Source organism: Aliivibrio sifiae, assembly GCF_002954705.1.
In the GTDB taxonomy this organism is placed as follows: Bacteria; Pseudomonadota; Gammaproteobacteria; order Enterobacterales; family Vibrionaceae; genus Aliivibrio; species Aliivibrio sifiae_A.
Map to the genome: position 1 here is coordinate 324,174 of NZ_MSCO01000001.1, position 25,247 is coordinate 349,420.

Annotated in this window: 21 protein-coding genes; 12 read left to right on the forward strand and 9 right to left on the reverse strand. The window is 39.9% G+C overall.

What is annotated here, in order from left to right:
* Positions 1 to 49: 49 nt before the first annotated feature.
* From gshB to metK, 5 genes are all read right to left on the reverse strand, one after another.
* Positions 50 to 997: a glutathione synthase gene (gene gshB, locus BTO22_RS01525; RefSeq protein WP_105053998.1), complete on the reverse strand. Its 948-nt coding sequence runs from the start codon at positions 995 to 997 to the stop codon at positions 50 to 52.
* Between the two features lie 13 nt (positions 998 to 1,010).
* The gene (gene rsmE / locus BTO22_RS01530; protein WP_060992487.1) at positions 1,011 to 1,742 is read right to left on the reverse strand and encodes a 16S rRNA (uracil(1498)-N(3))-methyltransferase; all 732 of its coding nucleotides are present in this window, start codon (positions 1,740 to 1,742) and stop codon (positions 1,011 to 1,013) included.
* A 78-nt stretch (positions 1,743 to 1,820) separates the two neighbouring features.
* A complete protein-coding gene (locus BTO22_RS01535) occupies positions 1,821 to 2,525 on the reverse strand; it encodes an endonuclease (protein WP_060992486.1) in 705 nt (234 codons plus the stop codon).
* Between the two features lie 113 nt (positions 2,526 to 2,638).
* Positions 2,639 to 3,133 (reverse strand): SprT family zinc-dependent metalloprotease, encoded by a 495-nt coding sequence (locus BTO22_RS01540; protein WP_105053999.1) that lies wholly within the window; start codon positions 3,131 to 3,133, stop codon positions 2,639 to 2,641.
* 122 nt (positions 3,134 to 3,255) lie between these two features.
* Positions 3,256 to 4,410, reverse strand: a complete 1,155-nt coding sequence (gene metK, locus BTO22_RS01545; protein ID WP_105054000.1) for a methionine adenosyltransferase — start codon at positions 4,408 to 4,410, stop codon at positions 3,256 to 3,258.
* 386 nt (positions 4,411 to 4,796) lie between these two features.
* On the opposite strand from metK, the gene tkt reads away from it, so the two are divergent.
* The 4 genes from tkt (at position 4,797) to fbaA (ending at position 10,520) form a co-directional block, all read left to right on the forward strand.
* Entirely contained in the window at positions 4,797 to 6,791 is a 1,995-nt protein-coding gene (tkt, locus tag BTO22_RS01550; protein ID WP_105054001.1) for a transketolase, read from the forward strand.
* 148 nt (positions 6,792 to 6,939) lie between these two features.
* Complete coding sequence (epd, locus tag BTO22_RS01555) at positions 6,940 to 7,959, forward strand: erythrose-4-phosphate dehydrogenase (RefSeq protein WP_105054002.1); 1,020 nt, start codon at positions 6,940 to 6,942, stop codon at positions 7,957 to 7,959.
* 166 nt (positions 7,960 to 8,125) lie between these two features.
* Entirely contained in the window at positions 8,126 to 9,289 is a 1,164-nt protein-coding gene (locus BTO22_RS01560; RefSeq protein ID WP_105054003.1) for a phosphoglycerate kinase, read from the forward strand.
* 154 nt (positions 9,290 to 9,443) lie between these two features.
* Positions 9,444 to 10,520, forward strand: coding sequence for a class II fructose-bisphosphate aldolase (gene fbaA, locus BTO22_RS01565; protein ID WP_105054004.1), 1,077 nt, complete (start codon positions 9,444 to 9,446; stop codon positions 10,518 to 10,520).
* Positions 10,521 to 10,761: 241 nt separating this feature from the next.
* Here the strand turns inward: fbaA and srmB are convergent, their stop codons facing one another.
* Complete coding sequence (gene srmB / locus BTO22_RS01570) at positions 10,762 to 12,009, reverse strand: ATP-dependent RNA helicase SrmB (RefSeq protein WP_105054005.1); 1,248 nt, start codon at positions 12,007 to 12,009, stop codon at positions 10,762 to 10,764.
* An 88-nt stretch (positions 12,010 to 12,097) separates the two neighbouring features.
* Positions 12,098 to 12,802: a tRNA1(Val) (adenine(37)-N6)-methyltransferase gene (locus BTO22_RS01575; protein ID WP_105054006.1), complete on the reverse strand. Its 705-nt coding sequence runs from the start codon at positions 12,800 to 12,802 to the stop codon at positions 12,098 to 12,100.
* A gap of 287 nt (positions 12,803 to 13,089) precedes the next feature.
* Between BTO22_RS01575 and brnQ the strand changes: the two genes are divergently transcribed.
* Complete coding sequence (gene brnQ, locus BTO22_RS01580; protein WP_105054007.1) at positions 13,090 to 14,403, forward strand: branched-chain amino acid transport system II carrier protein; 1,314 nt, start codon at positions 13,090 to 13,092, stop codon at positions 14,401 to 14,403.
* A 103-nt stretch (positions 14,404 to 14,506) separates the two neighbouring features.
* Here the strand turns inward: brnQ and fldB are convergent, their stop codons facing one another.
* Complete coding sequence (gene fldB, locus BTO22_RS01585) at positions 14,507 to 15,025, reverse strand: flavodoxin FldB (RefSeq protein WP_105054008.1); 519 nt, start codon at positions 15,023 to 15,025, stop codon at positions 14,507 to 14,509.
* Between the two features lie 143 nt (positions 15,026 to 15,168).
* Between fldB and xerD the strand changes: the two genes are divergently transcribed.
* The 6 genes from xerD (at position 15,169) to BTO22_RS01615 (ending at position 23,370) form a co-directional block, all read left to right on the forward strand.
* The gene (gene xerD, locus BTO22_RS01590) at positions 15,169 to 16,065 is read left to right on the forward strand and encodes a site-specific tyrosine recombinase XerD (protein ID WP_105055533.1); all 897 of its coding nucleotides are present in this window, start codon (positions 15,169 to 15,171) and stop codon (positions 16,063 to 16,065) included.
* Between the two features lie 76 nt (positions 16,066 to 16,141).
* The gene (dsbC, locus tag BTO22_RS01595) at positions 16,142 to 16,918 is read left to right on the forward strand and encodes a bifunctional protein-disulfide isomerase/oxidoreductase DsbC (RefSeq protein ID WP_105054009.1); all 777 of its coding nucleotides are present in this window, start codon (positions 16,142 to 16,144) and stop codon (positions 16,916 to 16,918) included.
* Positions 16,919 to 17,017: 99 nt separating this feature from the next.
* On the forward strand, positions 17,018 to 18,757 hold the full coding sequence (recJ, locus tag BTO22_RS01600; RefSeq protein ID WP_105054010.1) for a single-stranded-DNA-specific exonuclease RecJ: 1,740 nt from the start codon (positions 17,018 to 17,020) through the stop codon (positions 18,755 to 18,757).
* A gap of 270 nt (positions 18,758 to 19,027) precedes the next feature.
* A protein-coding gene (gene prfB, locus BTO22_RS01605) for a peptide chain release factor 2 (RefSeq protein WP_105054011.1) occupies positions 19,028 to 20,126 on the forward strand; the annotation gives its coding sequence in 2 pieces (ribosomal slippage) (positions 19,028 to 19,102 and positions 19,104 to 20,126; 1,098 coding nt in all).
* Positions 20,127 to 20,139: 13 nt separating this feature from the next.
* Entirely contained in the window at positions 20,140 to 21,645 is a 1,506-nt protein-coding gene (gene lysS, locus BTO22_RS01610) for a lysine--tRNA ligase (RefSeq protein WP_105054012.1), read from the forward strand.
* Between the two features lie 387 nt (positions 21,646 to 22,032).
* A complete protein-coding gene (locus tag BTO22_RS01615; protein WP_105054013.1) occupies positions 22,033 to 23,370 on the forward strand; it encodes a sigma-54-dependent transcriptional regulator in 1,338 nt (445 codons plus the stop codon).
* Between the two features lie 77 nt (positions 23,371 to 23,447).
* Here BTO22_RS01615 and mutH read toward each other — a convergent pair whose 3' ends face one another.
* Entirely contained in the window at positions 23,448 to 24,113 is a 666-nt protein-coding gene (gene mutH, locus BTO22_RS01620) for a DNA mismatch repair endonuclease MutH (protein ID WP_105054014.1), read from the reverse strand.
* Positions 24,114 to 24,708: 595 nt separating this feature from the next.
* Between mutH and rppH the strand changes: the two genes are divergently transcribed.
* Positions 24,709 to 25,221 (forward strand): RNA pyrophosphohydrolase, encoded by a 513-nt coding sequence (gene rppH / locus BTO22_RS01625; protein WP_005417607.1) that lies wholly within the window; start codon positions 24,709 to 24,711, stop codon positions 25,219 to 25,221.
* The last annotated feature ends 26 nt before the right edge of the window (positions 25,222 to 25,247 follow it).

Sequence of the window (25,247 nt, forward strand, 5' to 3'; positions counted from 1 at the left end):
TTCAGTTCCATTGAAGGGAGCTAAGCTCCCTTCATATTACTTGGAAGTATTAAGCGTTAATTCGGCGCTCAATTGCATCCATTAGTTTACCTGTGATTGAAATATCGAACGCCGCTTCAATTTCTTTAATACAAGTCGGGCTAGTTACGTTAATTTCAGTCAGTTTGTCACCAATAACATCAAGTCCAACAAAAATTAAGCCTTTTTCTTTCAATGTTGGTGCAACGGCGTTAGCAATTGCCCAATCGGTTTCACTTAGTGGGCGAGCTTCACCAGTACCACCTGCAGCTAAGTTACCGCGCGTTTCACCTTTTGCTGGAATACGAGCTAAGCAATAAGGCATTGGTTCGCCATCAACCACTAGAATACGTTTATCACCATTGCTGATATCTGGAACAAAGGTTTGTGCCATGCAGTAGTTTTGTTCGTGGTTAGTCAACGTTTCAATGATAACCGATACGTTTGGATCGCCGGCTTTTACACGGAAGATGGATGCACCACCCATACCATCTAGTGGTTTTAGGATAATATCGCCATGTTCTTCGCGGAATGCTTTAATCTTTTCAGCTTTACGAGTAACGAGTGTTGTTGGTGTTAGTTCTGGGAACCAAGCTGTAAACAGTTTTTCGTTACAATCACGTAGGCTTTGTGGTTTATTTACGATTAAAGCCCCCTGAATTTCAGCACGCTCAAGAATGTACGTTGCGTAGATGTATTCGGTATCAAATGGTGGATCTTTGCGCATTAATACCGCATCAAGATCAGCTAGATCGATAGTTTGCTCTGATTTGAATTCATACCAACTTGTTGGGTCTTCTTTCAGCTTAACCACTTTGGTATCAGCGACTGCTTTACCTTGATCTAGGTGTAGGTCAGCCATTTCCATGTAATGGATTTCCCAGCCACGCTTTTGAGCTTCAAGCATCATGGCAAAGCTAGAGTCTTTCTTGATGTTAATGGATGAAATTGGATCCATTACGATACCGAGTTTGATCATTGTGTTTCTCCAGTTAGCCAAGATCGCCAAAACGAACTTGTAAGGCTGTAATTGCGGTAAGCGCTGCGGTTTCGGTTCTAAGAACGCGAGGACCAAGCAGAGTTTCTTCAAATTGATACTGTTCAGTCATGTTAATTTCATCAGACGATAACCCGCCTTCTGGTCCAATTAACAAGCGAACATTAGTGACTGGTTCTGGCAGTGTGTTGATTGAGTATTTTGCTCTTGGGTGAAGATTTAATTTCAAACCTTCATATTCTTCAGCACACCACTCTTCTAATGACATAATCGGACGTATCTCTGGAACGATATTGCGTCCAGATTGCTCACATGCAGCAATCGCAATTTTTTGCCATTGGTCGAGTTTCTTTTCAAAACGTTCTTTGTTTAATTTGACACCACAACGTTCTGAAATCAAAGGAGTAATGATATTTACGCCTAATTCTACGGATTTTTGAATGGTGAATTCCATTTTATCACCACGAGAAACCACTTGGCCTAAATGTAAATTTAATGGTGATTCACTGCTGCGATCAATACGTTCACTGATCTCAACTTCTACACTTTTCTTTGATGAAGAAGTGATTACTGCAGGAAACTCAGCACCGCTACCATCAAATAATAGTACAGCTTCACCTTCTTTCATTCGCATAACACGGCCAACATGATTGGCGGCATCATCGCTTAAGTTTACTTTACCTTGTGAAGGAAGCAGTTCTGGATGATGGATTCTTGGTATTCTCATGGTCTACTTTTCTTTAACTATCTTACATTTAAGGATGGAGGTTAAAATGTGCTTTTTCAACCTCTAGCTCTGTCTAATTTATTTAGTGCATGCTTTGTAGACAAATTGGTTATGATTGCCTTGAATCTTGGCAATGCGCTTATCTCGTTCACATTCCCATGCTGATACTGGATACTGCTTATTCCATGCTTCCATTAATTGGCGTTGGGCTTTGGATAGATTAAAGCGGTACTCATTATTCATGTATAAATAAGTGCGAGCAATTGCACCTCTTGATTGTGCTGGTGGCTCTGCAACTCTGCTTTTGAAATCGACCTTAAAAGCACATTGCCCATAATAAGCGCCTTTATTACCATTCCATTGTGAAAAACGAAAATTAGAACGGTCCCCATTTACTTCACCCACCGCTGGAACTAAATTATGTAAATCTGCTTCCATTGATTTGAATTGTTTATCGTTCCTAGTGCAGTTTTTTCGCCCACCATTTTGCCAGCATTGGCGCTGGTGTCCAAATTGCCAGGCAGGGACTACGTGCTCCCATTCAATACGACTGGCTCGTTTTTCTTGTTTACGAACTTGATAACCACAGCTTTCTAGATCTGGAATACCTTTCTTTTTATTTTTCCAAGTAATGTCGCACCCACAATAAAATGAAGTTGGGTAATCAAGGTAAATCTTGACCGCTTCTTTTTTTGCTTTTGAAAAAGAAGAAGGAGGAGCGGCAAAAGCATGAAAAGTGATAGAAAAAATAAAGGCTGCAATAGCTAAGCGAATTAATCTCATAAGAGGCTCTACTGATTATTGTATTAATGCAGTAAGAGTAGCTTATTGTTAATTCGCATTATAGATAATTTAATAAACAGAATGATAAATCGGTTTATTTTGGGATTTTATGCCTATGAAGCTTGGTGTTTAGAGAGTTTTAGTGGTGACTGGCATGATTTACAAAGGTATTGAGTTTCTTTACGTTGAACTCGGTTGTGACGACGTACTGTGAGTTCGTGTTGTGTGCACTTACAACGATAGGTAAATGTTTTTCCTTTGACTGATTCAACATTAAAACTGTGGGTGGTTCTAGCTGGTAAATTGAATACTTGATTCATTACGCTCTGCCACTCCTTACCGTGAGGTCGAACTCGGCCATATAATTTGAATACGATTAAATGTGCGATTTCATGAGGAATTACTTCATTAATAAAAGTGTGTTGATTTTCTTCTAATAGGATAGGGTTGATGCGTATTTCCCAGCCTTGAAGACGAGCGGTTCCCGCAATTTTTCCACGTTGAGTAAAATTAATTTCAGGTAAAGAAAAAGGACGTTTAAAAAAACTTGAGGCTCGTTGAATGCATTGTTGAGCTTTAGCAATAGATGCTTGTTGAAGTGGAGTCATTGAATCTCTTTATTTTTGAGTGTTGCTGTAAAGGTGATGCTTTAAGCTATAAAGAGTATATGGGGCCTGAAAGTAAAAAAGGAAGCCGAAGCTTCCTTTTTAAAACAGATTTAAGTAATAATTTACTTAATGCCTGCAAAGTCACGCAGGATGTCAGCTTTGTCAGTTGCTTCCCATGGAAACTCTTCACGACCGAAATGACCGTAAGCTGCTGTCTTCTTGTAGATTGGCTGAAGAAGGTTAAGCATTTCTTGTAGACCGTATGGGCGTAGGTCGAAGTGCTGACGAACCGCTTCAATGATGATGTCGTGAGATACTTTTTCAGTACCAAACGTTTCAACCATGATTGATGTTGGATCAGCAACTCCGATAGCGTATGAAAGTTGGATTTCACAACGATCAGCCATGCCTGCAGCAACAATGTTTTTCGCTACGTAACGCGCAGCATATGCTGCTGAACGGTCAACTTTTGATGGATCTTTACCAGAGAATGCACCGCCACCGTGACGAGCTGCGCCGCCATAAGTATCAACGATGATTTTACGACCAGTCAGGCCACAGTCACCCATTGGGCCACCGATAACAAAACGACCTGTTGGGTTAATAAAGAACTTAGTTTCTTTATTTAACCATTCTTGAGGAAGTACTGGCTTAATTATCTCTTCCATTACTGCTTCACGAAGATCTGGAGTGGTTACTGAATCACAATGCTGAGTTGAAAGAACTACAGCATCGATGCCAACAATTTTACCTTGGTCGTATTGGAAAGTTACTTGAGATTTTGCATCTGGACGTAAGAAGTCTAGTTTGCCGCTCTTACGTACTTCAGCCTGCTTTTTAACAAGTAGGTGAGAGTAAGTAATTGGAGCAGGCATTAAAATTGGTGTTTCGTTCGTTGCGTAACCAAACATGATACCTTGGTCACCAGCGCCTTGATCTTTAGGATCGGCTTTATCAACACCTTGGTTGATATCTGGAGATTGCTTACCAATTGTGTTTAGTACTGCACAAGAATTAGCATCAAAACCCATGTCTGAATGTACGTAACCAATTTCACGAACGGTTTCACGAGTGATTTCTTCGATATCAACCCATGCAGAAGTGGTGACTTCACCACCGACCATAACCATGCCAGTTTTTACGTACGTTTCACAAGCAACACGTGCTTTTGGATCTTGTTCTAAGATCGCATCAAGTACTGCATCTGAAATTTGGTCTGCAATTTTATCTGGATGACCTTCTGATACTGACTCAGAGGTAAATAGGTGCTTAGCCATGATGAGCTCCACTTCTATAGGTAATAAATTTTAAGAAAATACCCACAGTATATATAAGTCTATACGTTTAACAGTGTAGGTGTTCTTCCATCTAGACGGCTATAATAGAGAAGAATTGATTAATTACAACCCATTTCAATGAATGATATGAATATAAGACATAACCAATCGTTTGCGTTTAATTGTGATAATTATCCATAGAAATAAGGTTTTCTGTCTAAATCGTGAAAAAAAGCGCTTTATTTCCTAAGTAAACGTTTGCAGTCGTTATAAGGCTTTGCGACAATACGGCGCTGCAAATTTAAGTTAATCCATATTTATGGGTAACTAATCAAGAGTTAATGAGCTCAATAAACATATAGTCCTTCGAATTTTCAGGAGCAGGCATGTCTTCACGTAAACATCTAGCAAATGCAATCCGCGCTTTAAGCATGGATGGTGTTCAACAAGCAAACTCTGGTCACCCAGGCGCACCTATGGGTATGGCAGACATCGCTGAAGTATTATGGCGTAGCCACCTAAATCATAACCCACAAAACCCAGAGTGGGCTGATCGCGACCGTTTCATTCTTTCGAATGGCCACGGCTCAATGCTGATTTATTCTCTGCTTCACCTTTCAGGTTACGACTTGTCTATCGAAGACTTAAAGAACTTCCGTCAACTGCATTCTAAAACTCCAGGTCACCCTGAGTACGGTTATGCTCCTGGCATCGAAACAACAACAGGTCCATTAGGCCAAGGTATCACTAACGGTGTTGGTATGGCGATGGCTGAAAAAGCATTAGCTGCACAATTTAACCGTGAAGGTCACGATATCGTTGACCATAATACATACGTGTTCATGGGCGATGGCTGTCTAATGGAAGGTATCTCTCACGAAGCATGTTCTTTAGCGGGTACATTAGGTCTTGGTAAGTTGGTTGCTTTCTGGGATGACAACGGTATCTCTATTGATGGTGAAGTTGAAGGTTGGTTCTCTGACGATACACCTAAACGTTTTGAAGCGTACGGTTGGCATGTAATTCCTGCGGTTGATGGCCACGATGCTGATGCGATTAATGCAGCAATCATCGCGGCAAAAGCAGATCCTCGCCCTACTTTGATTTGTACTAAAACTATTATTGGTTTTGGTTCTCCAAATAAAGAAGGTACACACGATTGTCACGGTGCTCCACTAGGTGCTGATGAAATAGCTGCAACTAAAGCAAAACTTGGTTGGAAGCATGGTGCATTTGAAATCCCTGCTGACGTATATGGCGAGTGGGATGCAAAAGAAGCAGGTATTGCAAAAGAAGCATCTTGGAATGCAAAATTTGATGCATACGCTGCCGCACACCCTGAACTAGCAGCGGAATATAAGCGTCGTGTAAATGGTGGTTTACCTGCTGAATGGGAAGAGAAAGCAAATGCAATCATTGCTGATCTTCAAGCGAACCCTGCAAACATCGCATCACGTAAAGCCTCTCAAAATGTATTAGAAGCGTTTGGAGCTATGCTACCTGAATTCATGGGCGGCTCTGCTGACCTTGCACCATCTAACTTGACCATGTGGTCTGGTTCTAAATCTCTAACGGCTGAAGATTTTTCTGGTAACTACATTCACTACGGTGTACGTGAGTTTGCTATGACAGCTATCATGAACGGTATTGCTCTACACGGTGGTTTCGTACCATACGGCGCAACTTTCCTAATGTTCATGGAATACGCGCGTAATGCAATGCGTATGGCTGCTTTGATGAAAGTTCAGAATATCCAAGTATATACGCACGATTCTATCGGTCTTGGCGAAGATGGTCCGACTCACCAACCTGTTGAGCAGATCGCTTCTCTACGTCTAACACCAAACATGAGTACATGGCGTCCATGTGACCAAGTTGAATCTGCTGTTTCTTGGAAGCTAGCAATTGAACGTAAAGATGGCCCTTCTGCACTTATTTTCTCTCGTCAAAATCTTGCACAACAAGATCGTAACGCAGAGCAAGTAGCTAATATCGCGAAGGGTGGTTACATCCTAAAAGATTGTGAAGGCCAACCAGAGCTAATCCTTATTGCGACAGGTTCTGAAGTGGAGCTAGCGGTTGAAGCAGCGGCTCAATTGTCTGCAGACGGTAAAGCTGTACGTGTTGTTTCAATGCCATCTACAGATGCATTTGATAAGCAAGATGAAGCGTACCGTGAAGCGGTTTTACCATCATCAGTAACTAAGCGTATTGCTGTTGAAGCTGGTATTGCTGATTTCTGGTACAAGTACGTTGGTTTCGGTGGCAAGATCATCGGTATGACAACGTTTGGTGAATCTGCTCCAGCAGACGAGCTATTCAAAATGTTTGGTTTTACTACTGAAAACGTAGTAAATACAGCAAAAGAACTTTTAGCTTAATTAAATAAAAGCATTAGCTTAATTTAGCAATAAGCCATAAATAAGATTGAGAGCGAAGTTATCGAAAGGTAGCTTCGCTTTTTTGATCCTTTAAGAAAAAAGCGAAAAGAGTACAATAGGCAGCAAATAAATCTGAGTGAATAGAATTATGTTAAGAGTGGCGATAAATGGATTTGGCCGAATTGGTCGCAGTATTCTTCGTGCTTTATATGAAAGCGGGAAAAGAGATCAAATTGAAGTGGTTGCGGTGAATGAATTATCGCAACCTGAGGGAATGGCACACCTTCTTCAGTATGACTCTACCCACGGGCGCTTTCAGCATAAAGTCACTCATGATCAAGAATACCTCTATATCGATGTATCTGATGGTACTCAGGATAAAGTGCGAATATTGCATCAAGCTGATATTTCACTGTTACCGTGGCATTCATTAGATGTCGATCTAGTCTTAGATTGCACAGGTGTTTACGGTTCAAAAGCGGATGGTGAAAAACATATTGAAGCTGGCGCTAAAAAGGTTCTATTTTCACACCCAGGTGGTACTGATTTAGATAACACCATCATTTATGGTGTTAATCATGACACTTTGTTGCCAGAGCATAGAATTGTCTCCAATGGTTCATGTACTACCAACTGTATTATTCCTATTATTAAAGCCATTGATGATGCATTTGGGATTGATTCTGGAACCATTACAACTATCCACTCATCGATGAATGACCAACAAGTAATTGATGCTTATCACCCTGATTTACGCCGAACTCGTGCGGCAAGCCAATCAATTATTCCGGTTGATACTAAACTTCATAAAGGTATTGAGCGAATTTTCCCGAAATTTTCTAACAAGTTTGAAGCGATTTCCGTGCGGGTACCGACAGTAAACGTCACTGCGATGGATTTAAGTGTAACAATTAATACAAATGTGAAAGTTAATGACATAAATCAAACCATTGTGAACGCATCTCGGTGTACATTACATAATATAGTTGACTATACTGAAGCGCCGCTTGTTTCTATCGATTTTAATCATGACCCCCACAGTGCGATTGTCGATGGTTCACAAACAAGAGTGAGTAATGGCCACTTAGTTAAAATGCTGGTTTGGTGTGATAACGAATGGGGATTCGCAAATCGAATGTTAGATACCGCATTAGTAATGAGAAAATAAAAGCGTCATTCAAACTATTTGTGATGGAAAGAGAAAAAAGATTAATTATCACCTTGAAAAAAGTGAACTCCATCCCTATTTACTGAATAATGCAGTAAGAATTTAATCGGTTTGGCAATGATGCCGTGCTTGAAAACTTTTTATTATTTAATTGAGAGGACAAAAAATGTCTGTAATCAAGATGACTGACCTGGAACTTGCAGGTAAACGCGTATTTATCCGTGCTGACCTAAACGTACCAGTTAAAGATGGTAAAGTAACTTCTGATGCTCGTATCCTTGCATCTCTACCAACTATCAAGCTTTGCTTGGAAGCTGGCGCTAAAGTAATGGTTACTTCTCACCTAGGTCGTCCAACGGAAGGCGAATACAACGAAGAGTTCTCTCTAGCTCCTGTAGTTAACTACTTAAATGACGCACTAGATTGTGACGTTAAACTAGCTAAAGATTACCTAGATGGTCTTGAATTAAATGCTGGTGAGCTAGTTGTTCTTGAAAACGTTCGCTTTAACAAAGGCGAGAAGAAAAACGAAGAAGAGCTTTCTAAGAAGTACGCAGCATTATGTGATATTTTCGTGATGGACGCATTTGGTACTGCTCACCGTGCTCAAGCATCAACTCACGGTGTTGGCATGAACGCTCCAGTAGCGTGTGCTGGTCCTCTTTTAGCTGCTGAACTTGAAGCACTAGGTAAAGCAATGGACAAGCCTGCTCGTCCACTTGTTGCTATCGTTGGCGGTTCTAAAGTATCTACTAAGCTGACTGTTCTTGAGTCTCTATCTAAAATCGCTGACCAACTTGTTGTTGGTGGTGGTATCGCGAACACGTTCATCGCTGCTGAAGGCCACAACGTAGGTAAGTCTTTATACGAAGCCGACCTAGTTGAGACTGCTCAAAAGCTAATGAAAGAGTGTGCAATTCCTGTTGCTACTGACGTTGCATGTGCAAAAGCATTTGATGAAAACGCTGAAGCTGAAATCAAACACGTTTCTGAAGTTCAAGACGACGACATGATCTTCGACCTTGGTCCAGATTCAACAGCTGCTCTTGCTGAAATCATCAGTAACGCAAAAACAATTCTTTGGAATGGTCCAGTTGGCGTATTTGAATTCAAAAACTTTGAAGCAGGTACTGCAGGTATTTCTAAAGCAATCGCTGATTCTGAAGGTTTCTCTGTAGCAGGTGGTGGTGATACGCTAGCAGCTATCGATAAGTTCGGTATCAAAGCTGACGTTTCTTACATTTCTACTGGTGGTGGTGCATTCCTTGAGTTCGTTGAAGGTAAAGTACTTCCTGCAGTAGCAATGCTTGAAGAGCGCGCTAAAGCATAATTATTTAAGAGCGGGAATCTAAACATTCCCGCTTTTTGCGTTTGTTGATGACAATGTTTATTGATACAATAAGAAAAGTTGTGAGCAAACGTTTGCAAAAATTTGAACGTAAGTTTTTTAATTTTAAAACGATAGAATAAATAGGACTATTTCCATGTCTAAGATCTTCGATTTTGTAAAACCTGGTGTTATTTCTGGCGACGACGTACAGAAAGTATTTGCAGTAGCAAAAGAAAACAAATTTGCTCTTCCTGCGGTAAACGTAGTAAACACAGACACAATCAATGGTGTTCTTGAAGCTGCGTCTAAAGTTAAAGCTCCAGTTGTTGTTCAGTTTTCTAATGGCGGTGCTGGTTTCTTCGCTGGTAAAGGCGTTAAACTTGAAGGTCAAGGTGCACAAATCCTTGGTGCTGTAGCTGGTGCAAAATACGTTCATGCTGTAGCTGCATCTTACGGTGTTCCAGTTATTCTTCATACTGACCACGCTGCTAAGAAACTTCTTCCATGGATCGACGGTCTACTAGACGCTGGTGAAGAGTTCTTCGCTGAAACTGGTAAGCCTCTATTCTCTTCTCACATGATCGACCTTTCTGAAGAGTCTCTAGAAGAAAACATCGAAATCTCTGGCAAATACCTTGAGCGTATGGCTAAGATGGGCATGACTCTAGAAATCGAACTAGGTTGTACTGGTGGTGAAGAAGACGGCGTTGATAACTCTCACATGGACGCGTCTGAGCTTTATACTTCTCCTGAAGATGTTGCATACGCATACGAGAAACTAAACGCTATCAGCCCACGTTTCACTATCGCTGCATCTTTCGGTAACGTACACGGTGTTTACCAAGCAGGTAACGTTGTTCTTACTCCAACTATCCTACGTGACTCTCAAGCTTACTGTGCTGAGAAGTTTGGTATCGCACCTAACGCACTTAACTTCGTATTCCACGGTGGTTCTGGTTCTTCTGAAGCCGAAATCCAAGAGTCAATCGGTTACGGTGTTATCAAAATGAACATCGATACTGATACTCAGTGGGCTTCATGGGATGGCGTTCGTGCATACGAAGCTGAAAACCGTGATTTCCTACAAGGTCAAATCGGTAACCCAACTGGCGAATCTGCGCCAAACAAGAAGTACTACGATCCACGCGTATGGCTACGTGCTGGTCAAGCTTCAATGGTTACTCGTCTTGAGAAAGCATTTGCTGACCTTAACGCAATCGACGTACTATAATTTGTATTATAGACAGCTCGAATTGAGTTAATAAAAACCCGCTAATAGCGGGTTTTTTTATGTCTGTAATAGGGACTAGAGGCGAGAATGTAGGGACGAGTCTTTAGCTTTGGCTTTTACTCGAAGCGAAGCGTTTTTGTCCCTAGTTCCTGAGTGACTTCTAATAAAAAAGCAGCCTGTAATACAGGCTGCTTTTATCGTTTCTAAAGAGTAGCGTTCTAGCTAGCGAAGCATACAGAAATTACTTTTTCTTTTTTTTCTTCGGCGCAAGTTTCTTCGCTAAAGCCGCTTTTTTCTTCGCGTTCTTTTTCTGTTTATTTTTAAAAACAGGTTTTTTATGAGTTGGTTTTAACCCTTCAATAAAGCGTTCTTTAATGATCTCATCTTCTTCTTTAACGTAACGGCCAACACGTTCCATCATTGGTTGATCGTGTGCTTCGATTAAAGAAACAGCGCTGCCTTTATTACCAGCACGGGCAGTTCGGCCAATACGGTGTAGGTATACGTCAGCAGTGCGTGGCATGTCGAAGTTAATAACATGGCTTACGTTTGGCAAATCGATACCACGAGCAGCAACGTCTGTTGCAATAAGTACGTTAACTTTGCCGTCACGGAAACGAGCGATAGCATTATTACGGCTTTCTTGTGGCATATCACCTTGTAACCATGCACATGAAATCTTCGCGGTTTCTAAATGGCCACGAAGTTCAGCAAGACGCTCGCGCGTTTTAACAAAGACAATTGAGCGCTCAGCTTGTTGAGTTAAGATGCTTTTTAATAGCTCAATTTTATGAGGCATATTATCGGCACGGTGATACCACTGAGTGATCTTCTTACGCTCACGACGTGATGGTTCTGCATTTATTGTTGCTGGTTCATTTAATAGATCAGCTGTAAAGCCTTCAACACCACGACCTTCTAATGTTGCAGAGAATAAAAAGGTTTGCTTACGCCAGCGACACTCTTTTGAAAGACGGTCAACAACAGGGCCAAAGCCCATGTCTAGCATACGGTCTGCTTCATCAAGGATTAGCGTTTCAATAGCACGACAGTCAAAGCGCTCAGCTTCGATGTATTCCATTAAACGTCCAGGTGTTGCTACTACGATATCTTGAGTTCTTGCAAGAATATCAGCATGCTCTTGATAGCTGATACCACCAGTAATGGTAAATACTTTATGGTGAGTATATTTTGCTAATTCACGAGCTTCATCAGCTACTTGTATTGCAAGTTCACGTGTTGGCGTCAGGATCAATACGCGCGCAGGACCCGGATCACGACGTGGGAAATCGTCAAGATGCTGTAAAGCAGGCAATAAAAAAGCCGCAGATTTACCAGTACCAGTTGGAGCAGAAGCAAGGATATCTTTTCCTTCTAATGCTTCAGGAATAGCCATAGCCTGAACTTGAGTTGGACGTTGATAACCAATCTCCTCAAGAGCGCGCAGTAGGTTAGGGGATAGATCGAGATCAGCAAACGTTTTGATCACTGTTGGATTCTCCGTTCAGGTCTAAAGAGTATAAATATCATGTTAGCCAGACATTATAGTGATTTATTAGAGATGGATCACCGATCTTTTAATCCATATTGAGATAAAAACATTTTGTTAGGTTAATAAAGGCATCACTGTAGCCATCTTGATTATGAATTATTAATGTATTCTCTTGATAATCATAAGGAAAAACAGAAAGTTCTATTAATAAGCGAGAAACGGATTTTTTTTCAGTTGTTTTGATCTTTGTGAGTTTTGTTAGCTTAAAATCGCAGTTTTTAGCTATTTCAATAAATTGTTCACCTTCAATGAGCGGAAGAATGAAACTTGCACGCCCCTCTGAGGTGAGTAATTTTTTACATTGTGTTAGTAAATCAAAAAATGGTAGAGCGTCAGTATGACGAGCAACAGAGCGTTCCCCTTTTTGTGATTGTTCACCGTTATTAAAATAGGGAGGGTTACAAATAATAGCATCGTAGGTTTTTTGTGGAGTAAAAGAGAGAATATCTTGATGAAACAAGGTTATTTGTTTTGCCCATTTACTGTTTTGGAAATTAGCTTGAGCTACTTCTACCGCCATTGGCATTAATTCTACAGCATCAATTTGACTCAATGGTTCTCTTTGAGCACACATTAAACTTAATAATCCAGTTCCACACCCTATATCTAAGATCGACAGGCTGTTATTAATTGTTGCCCACGCACCTAATAAAACACCGTCAGTGCTTACTGGCATACCGCATTGTCCGATATCAATATGAAATTGTTTAAAAGTGAAGCTTTTATTCATAATTAGCTCAATATGAGTATAGTTGTTAATGTTGTAATTTATATGTTAAATGGTGTGATATTCTATTTTTGATATTTTGTTGAATCTTTGAATGCTAATTGATCACTCTTTTATAAAACCAATTAATAGAGGATAACACTGCATATTGGCTTGTTGGCAATTTGATTATGGTGTTTTTCTCTAGACTATTGCGAATTATTGATAATTTGTTCATTATTCTGACATAAATATCGAAAAAGATATAAAACACAACATTAAATACACACAACATTATACAAGGGTTTCTTATGAAACAATCATTAAAACTCACTGATATCATTGCTGTTGGCTTTATGCTTTTTGCCTTCTTTTTAGGCGCGGGTAATATCATCTTCCCTCCAATTGCTGGTCAAATGGCTGGAGCGCATGTCTTTAGTGCTATGAGTGGATTTTTAATTACAGCCGTTGGTTTACCATTACTGACTATTATTGCTATCGGTGTTTCTGGTGGTTCTTGGCAGCACCTTACTCGTGATTTACCGCCTAAAGTAGCAATGATCATGGCGATTCTAATGTTCGTTATTATTGGTCCAGCTTTTGCTGCACCACGTACGGGATTAGTTGCTTATGAAATGGCAGCAAAACCTTTTCTTGGAGCGGATGCGGGTCAGCTTTCTCTAACTCTATTTTCAATCGCATTCTTTTCAATCGCAATGTTTTTTGCGTGGTCTCAAGGTAAGCTAATCGATACGATTGGTAAGTTCTTAACGCCAGCGTTATTCATTGGTTTAATCGTTCTTGCTATTGCCGTATTTATTAACCCACAAGGGGATATTGTTGCTGCGACAGGAAAGTACATTGATAGCCCTTTAACTACAGGTTTCTTTGAGGGCTATAACACCATGGATACGTTTGGTGCCTTAATGTTTGGTATTTTGATTATTGATGCATTGAAGAATAAAGGGATTACAGAACATAAAGCAACAACTAAGTATTTAACTATTGCAGGTTTAATTGCTGCATCAGGCTTGGCATTTGTTTATATTTCACTATTTTACTTAGGCGCGACGTCAAGTACTGTCGCTGCGGGTGCTGGCAATGGTGGAGCTATCTTAACGGCTTACACTCATGCATTGTTTGGCTCTTCTGGTCAAATCGTATTGTCTATTATCGTATTGATTGCTTGTTTAACAACAGCGATTGGTCTGATTTCAGCTTGTGCAGATTATTTCAGTTCAATTTGTAAAGTGACATATAAGGCGTGGGTTATTATCGTTGGTGTTGCGTGTGCAGTAGTTGCTAATGTAGGATTAAGTCAATTGATTACACTGTCTGTTCCTGTGTTATTTTTACTTTACCCAGTAGCAATTGCATTAGTTGCGTTAGCATTTACTCGCAAATTTATGCCTAATCCTCGTCTTGCATACCGAGTTGTTATTTTAGTTGCGACGTGTTTTGCGATATTAGATGCAGCAAAGGTCGCGGGTGCGGATATGTCAGTATTCTCTATGTTACCAATGTTTGAGCATAGCATGGCTTGGGTTATCCCAACGTTTGCATCGATGATTATCGTTCGTTTTGTAGGTTCGAAAGAAGACGAATTAGTAACTGAAAGTGCATAATTTTTAGAGACTAGAAGAGCGAGTGTAACTGTTTAAGTTTACTCGCTCTTTTCTTTTATAGGAGCGAAGCGATCTAGTTAGCGAAGCGTATCGTTTCTAGCTATTAAAGCGAATCGTGATACTCCACTAACACCTGTTCACACCATTGCTCAATACGCTCATCACTTTTATCGTATTGGCTGTCTTCATCTAACGCCAAACCAACAAAGTGAGATTCATCTTCAGTCAACGCTTTTGATGCATCAAACTGATAACCTTCATTTTTCCAATAACCGATAAACTTAGCGTTTGTTGCTTTTAATTCATCATGCAATAGACCCATTGCATCTAAGAACCATTCGCCATAGCCTTCTTGATCTCCTAGACCAAATAGAGCAATAGTTTTACCTTCTAGAGAAAGGCCATCTAACTCTTCCCACACAGCTAACCAGTCTTCTTGAATTTCACCAAAATCCCATGTAGATATGCCAAGTAACAGCAGATCATAATCGTTCATTGTAGCTACTGGAGTCTCTTTAATATTGTAGATATCAACCAACTCTTCGCCCATGATTGCTCTGATTTTTTCAGAAGCCATTTCGGTGTAACAAGTGGACGAGCCGTAAAACAGACCAATTTTCATTTTAACTACCATTATTAAAGAGGACGAAAGCCTAGTGTACCGCAAATGATTCTTAAAATTAAACTTGCAATGAAAGCGGTGATAATTGTTTAATACTGTAATTCTAACCAGTATTTTTTGGTTTTCAGTAAATGGTGATGGCAATGAACAATGATATGGCTTTAATTGAGCGTTTTTTAGATACCATGTGGATGGAGCGTGGATTATCAGAAAATACGTTAGCTTCGTATCGAAATGACTTGGTGAAATTATTGCAATGGCTAGAAGATAATCATTATAAATGCGCTTCTATTTCAGCAATGGGATTAAATGAATATCAAGCGTATTTGGTAGATAAAGAATATAAACAGACATCGCGAGCGCGTATGCTGTCAGCACTTCGTCGATTTTTTCAGTATTTACACCGTGAGAAAATACGTGGTGATGATCCAACCGCGTTATTGATGAGCCCTAAATTACCGCAACGTTTACCAAAAGATTTGAGTGAGGATCAGGTAAATGATTTATTAGAAGCACCAAATGTAGACGATCCATTAGAGCTTCGAGATCGTGCAATGCTAGAACTGCTTTATGCTACAGGTTTGCGTGTGACGGAATTGGTAAGTTTAACCATGGAAAACTTGAGCCTTCGCCAAGGTGTTGTTCGTGTTACAGGTAAGGGGGACAAGGAACGCTTAGTACCAATGGGTGAAAATGCGGTAGATTGGATTCAAACTTTTCTGGATCAAGGGCGTCCAGCGTTACTTGGCGAAAAAAGTTCAGATGTGGTCTTCCCTAGTAAAAGAGCCAGACAAATGACAAGGCAAACCTTTTGGCATCGTATTAAACACTATGCTGTGATCGCGGGTATTGATACGGATAAATTATCACCCCATGTATTACGCCATGCGTTTGCTACACATTTACTAAACTATGGGGCAGATCTTAGAGTCGTACAAATGTTACTTGGACATAGTGATCTTTCGACGACACAAATATATACTCACGTAGCTACAGAACGTTTAAAACAAATTCATCAAGAACACCATCCTCGTTCATAGTTAGAGGGAACTTCTTGTTGGTTTGTTACTCTAAAATTTAAACCTTCTATTTTTACTTTTTTTATAGGTATCTTTTATGTCATTTATTCGCCGTACTAGCGCGATGTGTATTGCTTTATTAAGTGTTATTTCTTTTACCGCGTGTTCTGATGAGCAAGCAAAAGAGCACGCAGTATCTCCGTCAGTTGTTGAAACATCTCAGGTTGATTCAGAGCAAGCGATTACTCAGCGTTTAACGACATTAGGCTTGCCTGTTGAAGCGATTCACGATTCTGAAGTGGATGGCTTTAAACAAGTTGAAACGCCATTTGGTATTTTTTATGTATCAGATGACGGTAAGCATTTTATTCAAGGTCGTATTTTTGAGTTTGATGAAAATGGCAATATGAAAGATTTATTAGCGGCTCGTTTTGCTAAATTAGTTGATAGTCAAAGCGAAAACATGATCGTGTTCCCTGCGAAAAATGAAAAGCATGTCATTACAGTTTTCACTGATATAACTTGTGGCTACTGTACTAAGTTACATAAAGAGATGAAAGACTATAATGATGCTGGTATTACTGTTCGTTATTTAGCATATCCTCGCCAAGGTTACCAAGGCTCTGTTGCTGATAAAATGGCACAAATTTGGTGTGCTGATGATAAGCAACAGGCGATGGAAGATGCAAAATCAAACCGTGCAATTAATGGTTCAAAACCAGCAACAGCTCAGTGTAAGAACATCATCAAAGAACAGTATTTATTAGGTCGTAAAATGGGTGTAAATGGTACGCCTGCGATTGTGCTACCTAATGGTGATCTCGTACCTGGTTACAAACCAGCACAAGAGCTTTTGAAAGACTTAGAAAAATAATTCTTACGTAATTGAATTTAAATCCCCGCAATACTTATTTAAATTAAGTATAGTGCGGGGATTTTTTTATCTTTATAAACCTTACCTTGGGCCATTATCATGATTGAAGTGAAACGTCGTCTTATTCCAGAAATTCCAGCTCTTCCGAGTTCAATTCCTTCAATTTTACAACGGATTTATGCGGCTCGTGGTATTACATCAAATTCTCAATTAGAGCGTGGTGCCAAATCGCTACTGTCATTTCAATCTATGCATGGCATTACTAAAGCCGTTGATATCTTAGTTGAAGCGATAGCAAAGCAAACGCGTATTATTGTTGTGGGTGATTTCGATGCTGATGGCGCGACGAGTTCAGCATTGTCTGTCATGGCGTTTCGCTTAATGGGCAGCAGTAATGTGGATTACTTAGTGCCGAATCGTTTTGAAGATGGTTACGGATTAAGTCCTGATGTTGTCGATCAAGCTAAGGCGATGGGCGCTGAAATCATTATGACGGTAGATAATGGTGTTTCATCCATTGAAGGAGTCGCGGCAGCTAAAGCTTATGGCATGCAAGTGGTCGTAACCGATCACCATTTACCGGGGGCTTCTTTACCGATTGCCGATTCAATTGTTAATCCAAACCTAGAAGAGTGTGCTTTTCCGTCTAAATCTTTAGCGGGTGTTGGCGTCGCGTTTTATTTGATGTTAGCGATTCGTGCACGTTTACGTGAAAACAATTGGTTTGAAACTCAAAATATACCTATTCCGAATCTTGCTGATTTATTGGATTTGGTCGCACTAGGCACTGTTGCTGACTTGGTGGCGCTGGATGAAAATAACCGTATTTTAGTGCATCAAGGTATTCAACGAATTCGTGCGGGTAAGTGTCGTCCGGGCATACAAGCGTTAATCGAAGTAGCAAATAAAGTACCGTCTCGAATTTTAGCTTCTGATTTTGGCTTTGCACTTGGACCAAGAATTAATGCAGCAGGGCGTTTGGATGATATGTCGTTTGGTGTTGAACTTCTTATGTCCAATAACATTCACGCTGCTCGCCGCATGGCTTCAGAGCTAGATGCCTTGAATCAAACTCGTAAAGAGATAGAGCAAGGCATGAAAGATGAAGCAATGGCGATTTGTGAACGATTAGAGTTTGGGGCGCAAAGTGAATTGCCTTTTGGTTTAGTGTTATTCCAACGCGATTGGCATCAAGGTGTGATTGGTATCTTAGCCTCGCGTATTAAAGAGAAATATCACCGTCCAGTGATTGCTTTTGCTGATGGTGGTGATGGATTCATTAAAGGTTCGTGTCGTTCTATCCCTGGTTTTCATATGCGTGATGCATTGGATTTGATTGATACCCGTAACCCAGGCTTGATTCTAAAATTTGGTGGCCATGCAATGGCGGCGGGCTTAACTATTAAAGAAGTCGATTATAAAAAGTTCAATCAAGCTTTTGATGGCGTAGTTCGTGAATCCGTAGAAGAAGAGGCCCTTAATGGGGTGGTTTTATCTGATGGGGAATTAACACCAGAAGAGTTTACCCTAGGAACTGCTGAAATTATTCGAGCTGGTGGCCCATGGGGACAAGCTTTTCCCGAGCCGATTTTTGATGGTGAATTTAAAGTATTGAATCAGCGTTTGGTGGGTGAGAAACACCTTAAATTGATGTTAGAGCCAATTCATAAAGATTTCCCAACCAATAAAATGGTCGATGCTATTGCTTTTAATATTGATATTCGTCGTTGGCCTGATGCGTCGGTCCAAAAAGTGAAGCTGGCTTATCGTTTAGATATTAATGAATTTAGAGGTAATCAAACATTGCAATTAATGGTTGAATACATAGAACCAATGTAAAGCGACCCTTCTATAACGTGAAAAGGTTAATTTATACTAAACTAGCCGTTAAGAAATACCTAATGAGATGTTGCGTTTTTGTTTTGTATGAAAATAGAAAGGCTCGTATTCCGAGTTGAGGTTAAATAAAAAAGAATTTGGTGTGATTAAATTTACACCATTTTCTCAAACCTTATTGTTCTTGCTTTCAGAGGTTGAAATACCTCGATTTCTATCACACTTTTCGTTAAAATCTCTCGGTTATTTTTTATTCGGCGATGATAAAACACCATGTTCGAAATTAATCCTATTAAAAACCGCCTCCAGGATGTGTCTGATCGCACAAATATCCTGAGGGGGTACCTTTGACTATGATGCTAAGAAAGAGCGTCTAGAAGAAGTCAATGCAGAGTTAGAACAACCTGAAGTATGGAACGAACCTGAGCGCGCACAAGCGTTAGGTAAAGAACGTGCCTCTTTGGAAGCGATTGTTGAAACTATTGACCAATTAGATCAAGGCGGCGAAGACGTTGAAGGTTTGCTTGAGTTAGCAGTTGAAGAACAAGATCAAGAAACGTTTGATGAGATTGAACCAGAGCTTGCTGACTTAGAAGAAAAACTAGCGACATTAGAATTCCGTCGTATGTTCTCTGGTGCGCATGATCCTTCAGATTGTTATATTGATTTACAATCAGGTTCTGGCGGTACAGAAGCGCAAGATTGGACATCAATGATGTTGCGTATGTATTTGCGTTGGGCGGAAGCCAAAGGATTTAAAACAGAGATTATTGAAGTTTCTGATGGCGATGTTGCTGGCCTTAAAGGCGCAACAGTACGCATCTCTGGTGAATACGCTTATGGTTGGTTACGTACTGAAACGGGTGTACACCGTTTAGTTCGTAAATCTCCATTTGATTCAAGTGGTCGTCGACATACCTCATTTGCTTCAGCGTTTATCTATCCTGAAATAGATGACAATATTGAAGTAGATATCAATCCTGCTGATTTACGTATTGATGTATACCGAGCGTCTGGCGCGGGTGGTCAACACGTAAACACCACTGAATCTGCGGTACGTATTACTCACGTTCCGACAAATACAGTTGTGCAATGTCAAAATGATCGTTCTCAGCATAAAAACAAAGCACAAGCGATGAAGCAGTTGAAAGCAAAACTGTTTGAACTTGAGCTTCAGAAACAAAACGCAGAGAAACAAGTAAACGAAGATTCTAAATCCGATATCGGGTGGGGCAGTCAGATTCGCTCATACGTATTAGATGATTCGCGCATTAAAGATTTGCGTACCGGCATTGAAAATCGTAATACGCAAGCCGTATTAGACGGTGATTTAGATAAATTTATCGAAGCCAGCTTAAAATCTGGATTATAAGAAAGGGTTCATTATGACTGACCAAGTACAACTAGATGAAAACAAACTGATTGCAGAACGTCGTGGTAAATTAGACCATATCCGTCAAGCATGTAAGGCAAATGGCCACCCGAATGACTTCCGTCGTGACAGCCTTGCTGCGGATCTTCAAGCAGAATTTGGTGAGAAGACCAAAGAAGAGCTAGAAGAATTAAACCATATCGTTGCTATCGCAGGTCGTATCATGGCTAAGCGTGGTCCTTTCTTATTGATCCAAGAAGTGTCTGGTAAGATCCAAGCTTATGCAGCAAAAGAAGTGCAAAAAGAGCTTAAAGAGAAATACCAAGGTTTAGATATCGGTGACATCATCGGTGTTAAAGGTGCTCTACATAAATCAGGTAAAGGCGATCTTTACGTGAACATGGAAGAGTACGTATTGCTAACAAAAGCACTGCGTCCATTACCTGAAAAATTCCACGGTTTAACTGACCAAGAAATGCGTTACCGTCAGCGTTATGTTGACCTTATCGTAAATGATGATTCACGTACTGCATTTGTTATCCGATCTAAAGTGGTTTCTGCAATTCGTAACTTCATGGTTGATAAAGGCTTCATGGAAGTTGAAACGCCAATGATGCACGTTATCCCTGGTGGCGCTTCTGCACGTCCATTCGTAACACACCATAATGCACTTGATGTTGATATGTACCTACGTATCGCCCCTGAGCTTTACCTAAAACGTCTAGTTGTTGGTGGTTTTGAGCGTGTGTTCGAAATTAACCGTAACTTCCGTAACGAAGGCCTATCTCCACGTCATAACCCAGAATTCACAATGATGGAATTCTACATGGCGTATGCTGATTACAACGATCTAATGGATCTAACAGAAGCAATGCTATCTCAAGTAGCTATCTCTGTTCTAGGCAGCGATAAAATGCCTTACGGTGAGTATACCGTTGATTTTGGTGGCAAATACGCACGTATGAGCATGCTAGACGCGATTAAACTATACAACCCAGAGCATGCTGAGATTCAAGCGCTAACGTACGAAGGCGTTCAAGATCGTGATTTAATGGTTTCTATCGCGAAATCAGTTCATGTTGATGTTGAAAGCTTCTGGACATGTGGTCAACTTCTTGAAGAGATCTTTGGTGAAACAGCGGAACCTAAGTTAATGCAACCTACGTTCATCACTGAATACCCAGCAGATATTTCTCCATTAGCACGCCGTAACGACAACAATGATTTCATTACAGACCGTTTTGAATTTTTCATTGGTGGTCGTGAAGTAGCAAATGGTTTCTCTGAGCTTAATGATGCTCAAGACCAAGATGAGCGTTTTAAAGCGCAAGTTAATGCAAAAGAGTCTGGTGATGATGAAGCAATGTTCTATGATGCTGACTATATTACAGCGCTTGAGCACGGCTTACCGCCAACAGCGGGTCAAGGTATTGGTATTGACCGTTTAGTGATGCTATTCACTAACACTCATACAATTCGTGACGTAATTTTATTCCCTTCTATGCGTCCACAAGCATAATTAAGAATAGAATTAATAAAAAGAGCGACTACTAAGTTGCTCTTTTTTTATTAATTTTCTTACATAATGTATAAAAATGAGAAAGTAATTACACTTTTTTATCAATTGACCTAACTTTTACAATTCTTTTTTACTTAAATCCCCGCCTTTAAAAGTAATTAAAAGTTCCATTTTTATATCAAACTTACCCTTCATTCTTATAAATGAGTCAACTTTAATTCTAATATGTTAACTGTCATTTATTATTTAGCTTTTAGTTGTTTTGTTTTTGTTAAAAGGATGACGTGCATCTCGTTTGTGAGACGCTGGGGGGTCTTAAAACCTGTATAGTTGTTCTATAACGATTTCTCAGTTAGTTTCATTCAAGAATTTAGAGGTAAGGCTTATATGAGTACTCAGTTTCGTATGGATTCTGTTCCCGGTTCATTAGTGGTTGTTGGCGGAAGTTATGAACCTTGGTTAGCAGTATTAGAACAGGTAGGTTGGCGTTGTCATCGTTGTTATGATCTTCGAGCAGCACAAACACTGTTTGACGAAATTGGCCCATGCATTGGTATTGTAGACTTAAGCCAAGACGATTTTAGTCTTAATGGTATTGCGACGTTGGTTAATAACAACAAACAAGTTCGCTGGATGGCATTTATTCGTGAATCACAATTGAGCTCAGATACTATTTGCCAATTCATAGTAAACTTCTGTATCGATTTTTTCACCGCCCCAATTCCTGATACGCAATTGCTAAGTACTATTGGTCACCAGTTAGGTATGTTAAAGCTAGAGCGTAAAGTTTGGCCTAATATGGGTAAGAAGTCAGACTTAGGTATTCTAGGTGAAGCGCCAGCAGTGAAACGTCTACGAGATCAAATTCGTCGAGTTGCACCAACTGATGTCTCTATTTTAATTTCAGGAGAAAGCGGTGTAGGTAAAGATGCGGTAGCTAGAGCCGTTCATGATTCATCTGGTCGTAACAAAGGCCCATTTGTTTCACTGAATTGTGGTTCATTATCTGAATCTAAAATAGAGCAAGAATTATTTGGCCTTCATCTTTCAGAGTACAAAGAGTCAAAACTATTTCAAGCGAATGGCGGTACATTATTCTTAAATGATATTAATGATTTACCAGTCAGCCAACAGCAACATTTATTACGTTTCTTACAAGAAGGTAATATTGAAACGTCTGAAGGTTTTATCGATATTGATGTGCGAGTGATTGTTGCAAGTCATATTGATCTTGAGAAAGGGATAGAAGAAGGTTGTTTTAAAGAAGAGCTTTATTACCGCCTGAATGTACTGCGTATCCATGTGCCTTCTTTAAAAGAGAGAAGTTCAGATATTGCGATTCTTGCGGAGCACTTCCTTCAACGCTATGCAAAAGAATACAATACTCAAGCACGTACTTTTTCTGAAGATTCTATGCAAACCATGCTGCATTATCCGTGGCCTGGGAATGTTCGTGAATTAGTTAATCAAGTAAAACGAGCGGTACTTCTTGCTGATAGTATGACGATTGATCTTGAGCATTTAGATCTTCCTCAGCGTAATGATACAAAACGTAGCTTACGAGTGATTCGAGAAAACTCAGAGCGAGACGCTTTATTGATGGTTTTAGAGTCTCATGATGGTCAGGTTTCTTCTGCTGCGAAAGAGCTTGGTGTATCTCGAGCAACAATGTACCGCTTATTGAATAAACATAATTTAATCTCTGAACCAAGAAGCTATAGCTAAGTTAGAGCGACGGCTTATATAGAAGGTAAATCAACAGAGTAATAAAATGGCTTATCTCATTGAGATAGGCCTTTTTTTTAATTAAAAAATGAAGTGAGGATAGCGTGAGTAAAATGGGTTTTCAGATAGAAACCTCTTGGCAATGTTTTGATTGGCTGACCATTTTCACCATAAGCTTCAGTAAGTGCTCTGCTGTTTGCTGCTTTAGGTCTGAGTTGTAAAACTTCCCCATGCTTTGCTGTAATTGATTCAACCTTACCCAAAACGATCAAATCCATTAATTCTTCCCAATCTTGTTTGAGCTGTTTTTCTTCTTTAGCTGAAGGCTGCCATAATACGGGGTAGCCTACGCGTCTATCTCTCACAGGGATTTCTCTTTCTCCCTCTACAGGGATCCATAAAACGTGCGCCAGTTTATGGCGTACATGTGATTCTTCCCAACGTAAGCTATGAATCCCAGTTAATGGGGCTACTGAAACAAAAGTTGTTTCGAGTGGCTTACCGGTATAACTGATCGGAATTGTTTTTAATTCAATACCAAGATCAATGAAGTCAGGGAGAGGTTTACTGCCAGCTGAGGCACCTAAATGCAGTTCTAATAATTGACCAACCCAACCTTTATCACGCTTTAAGTTTTCAGGCACAGGAGCACCAACTTGCTCGGCAAGCTCTAATAGCGTGTAGCCTGCAATACTTTCAGCTCTTATTAATAACTCATTAATAGTAGTAGGTGGTTGTTTCATAGCGACTCGTTGATGATGGTTTAGAGGGTAGATTATCATATTATTTTATAGTTTTAGTGCTCTTAATTGGATCTAATTAAGTTATCCACATTGGCGATGTTTTTTTAAGCGATATCTATTTGTCTGGATCCATGTACAGTATTATATTTATGAATAAGTTATTGACTTTCAGGTGCATGGCACATTAAAGGGCGTTACTTTGTGGGTAACCATTAGATTGATTGATCTTTAACCGATCTGCATTTATATTAATCTGCCGATTTTAATTTAAAAGATCATGTAAAAGATCTTTTATTTAACTTGCTGTTTAATATGTATTTTATTGTTCTTTTTTTTCCAGTACTTTCTATTGATACATTGATTTTTATTGTGCTATTTGATTTGTTTTTATCTTCTTCACAAAGTTATACACAGAAAAGGTGAATAAATGTGGGTCAGCTCTCATTGTTATGTTGATAAGTCGTTAATCGATTAAAAGTTATTCAAGGAAAGCGCTTATTTTAGTAAAACGTGACAAGAAAGCGTGATCCTGTTTGCTCAAAGAGGCGATCTGTGAAAAAATCAAAGGAATATAAGTTTATGATGAGGTCATCCAGTGATAGATGGCGATGGTTTCCGCCCGAACGTCGGGATAGTGATATGCAATAGCCATGGTCAAGTATTCTGGGCGAAACGATACGGGCAACATTCTTGGCAATTTCCACAAGGTGGCATTGATGATGGTGAGACACCAGAGCAAGCAATGTACCGAGAATTGTATGAAGAAGTTGGTTTGACAAAAAATGATGTACGTATTTTAGCAAGCAGCCGTCATTGGTTGCGATATAAACTACCGAAACGTTTAGTTAGATGGGACTCAAAACCTGTCTGTATTGGACAAAAACAGAAATGGTTTTTGTTACGCTTGGAATGTGACGAATCCAAGGTGAATATGCAAAGAGATCGCTCGCCGGAATTTGATGGCTGGCGATGGGTAAGTTATTGGTACCCTGTAAGACAAGTTGTTTCATTTAAACGTGACGTTTATCGCCGAGCGCTAAAAGAGTTCGCGGTGATTGCTATGCCGTTTAAGGAACGAAAATTTAAAAGGAAAGGTAAAAAAGGGTAAGCTGTCTATACCTTATCACCTTAAGG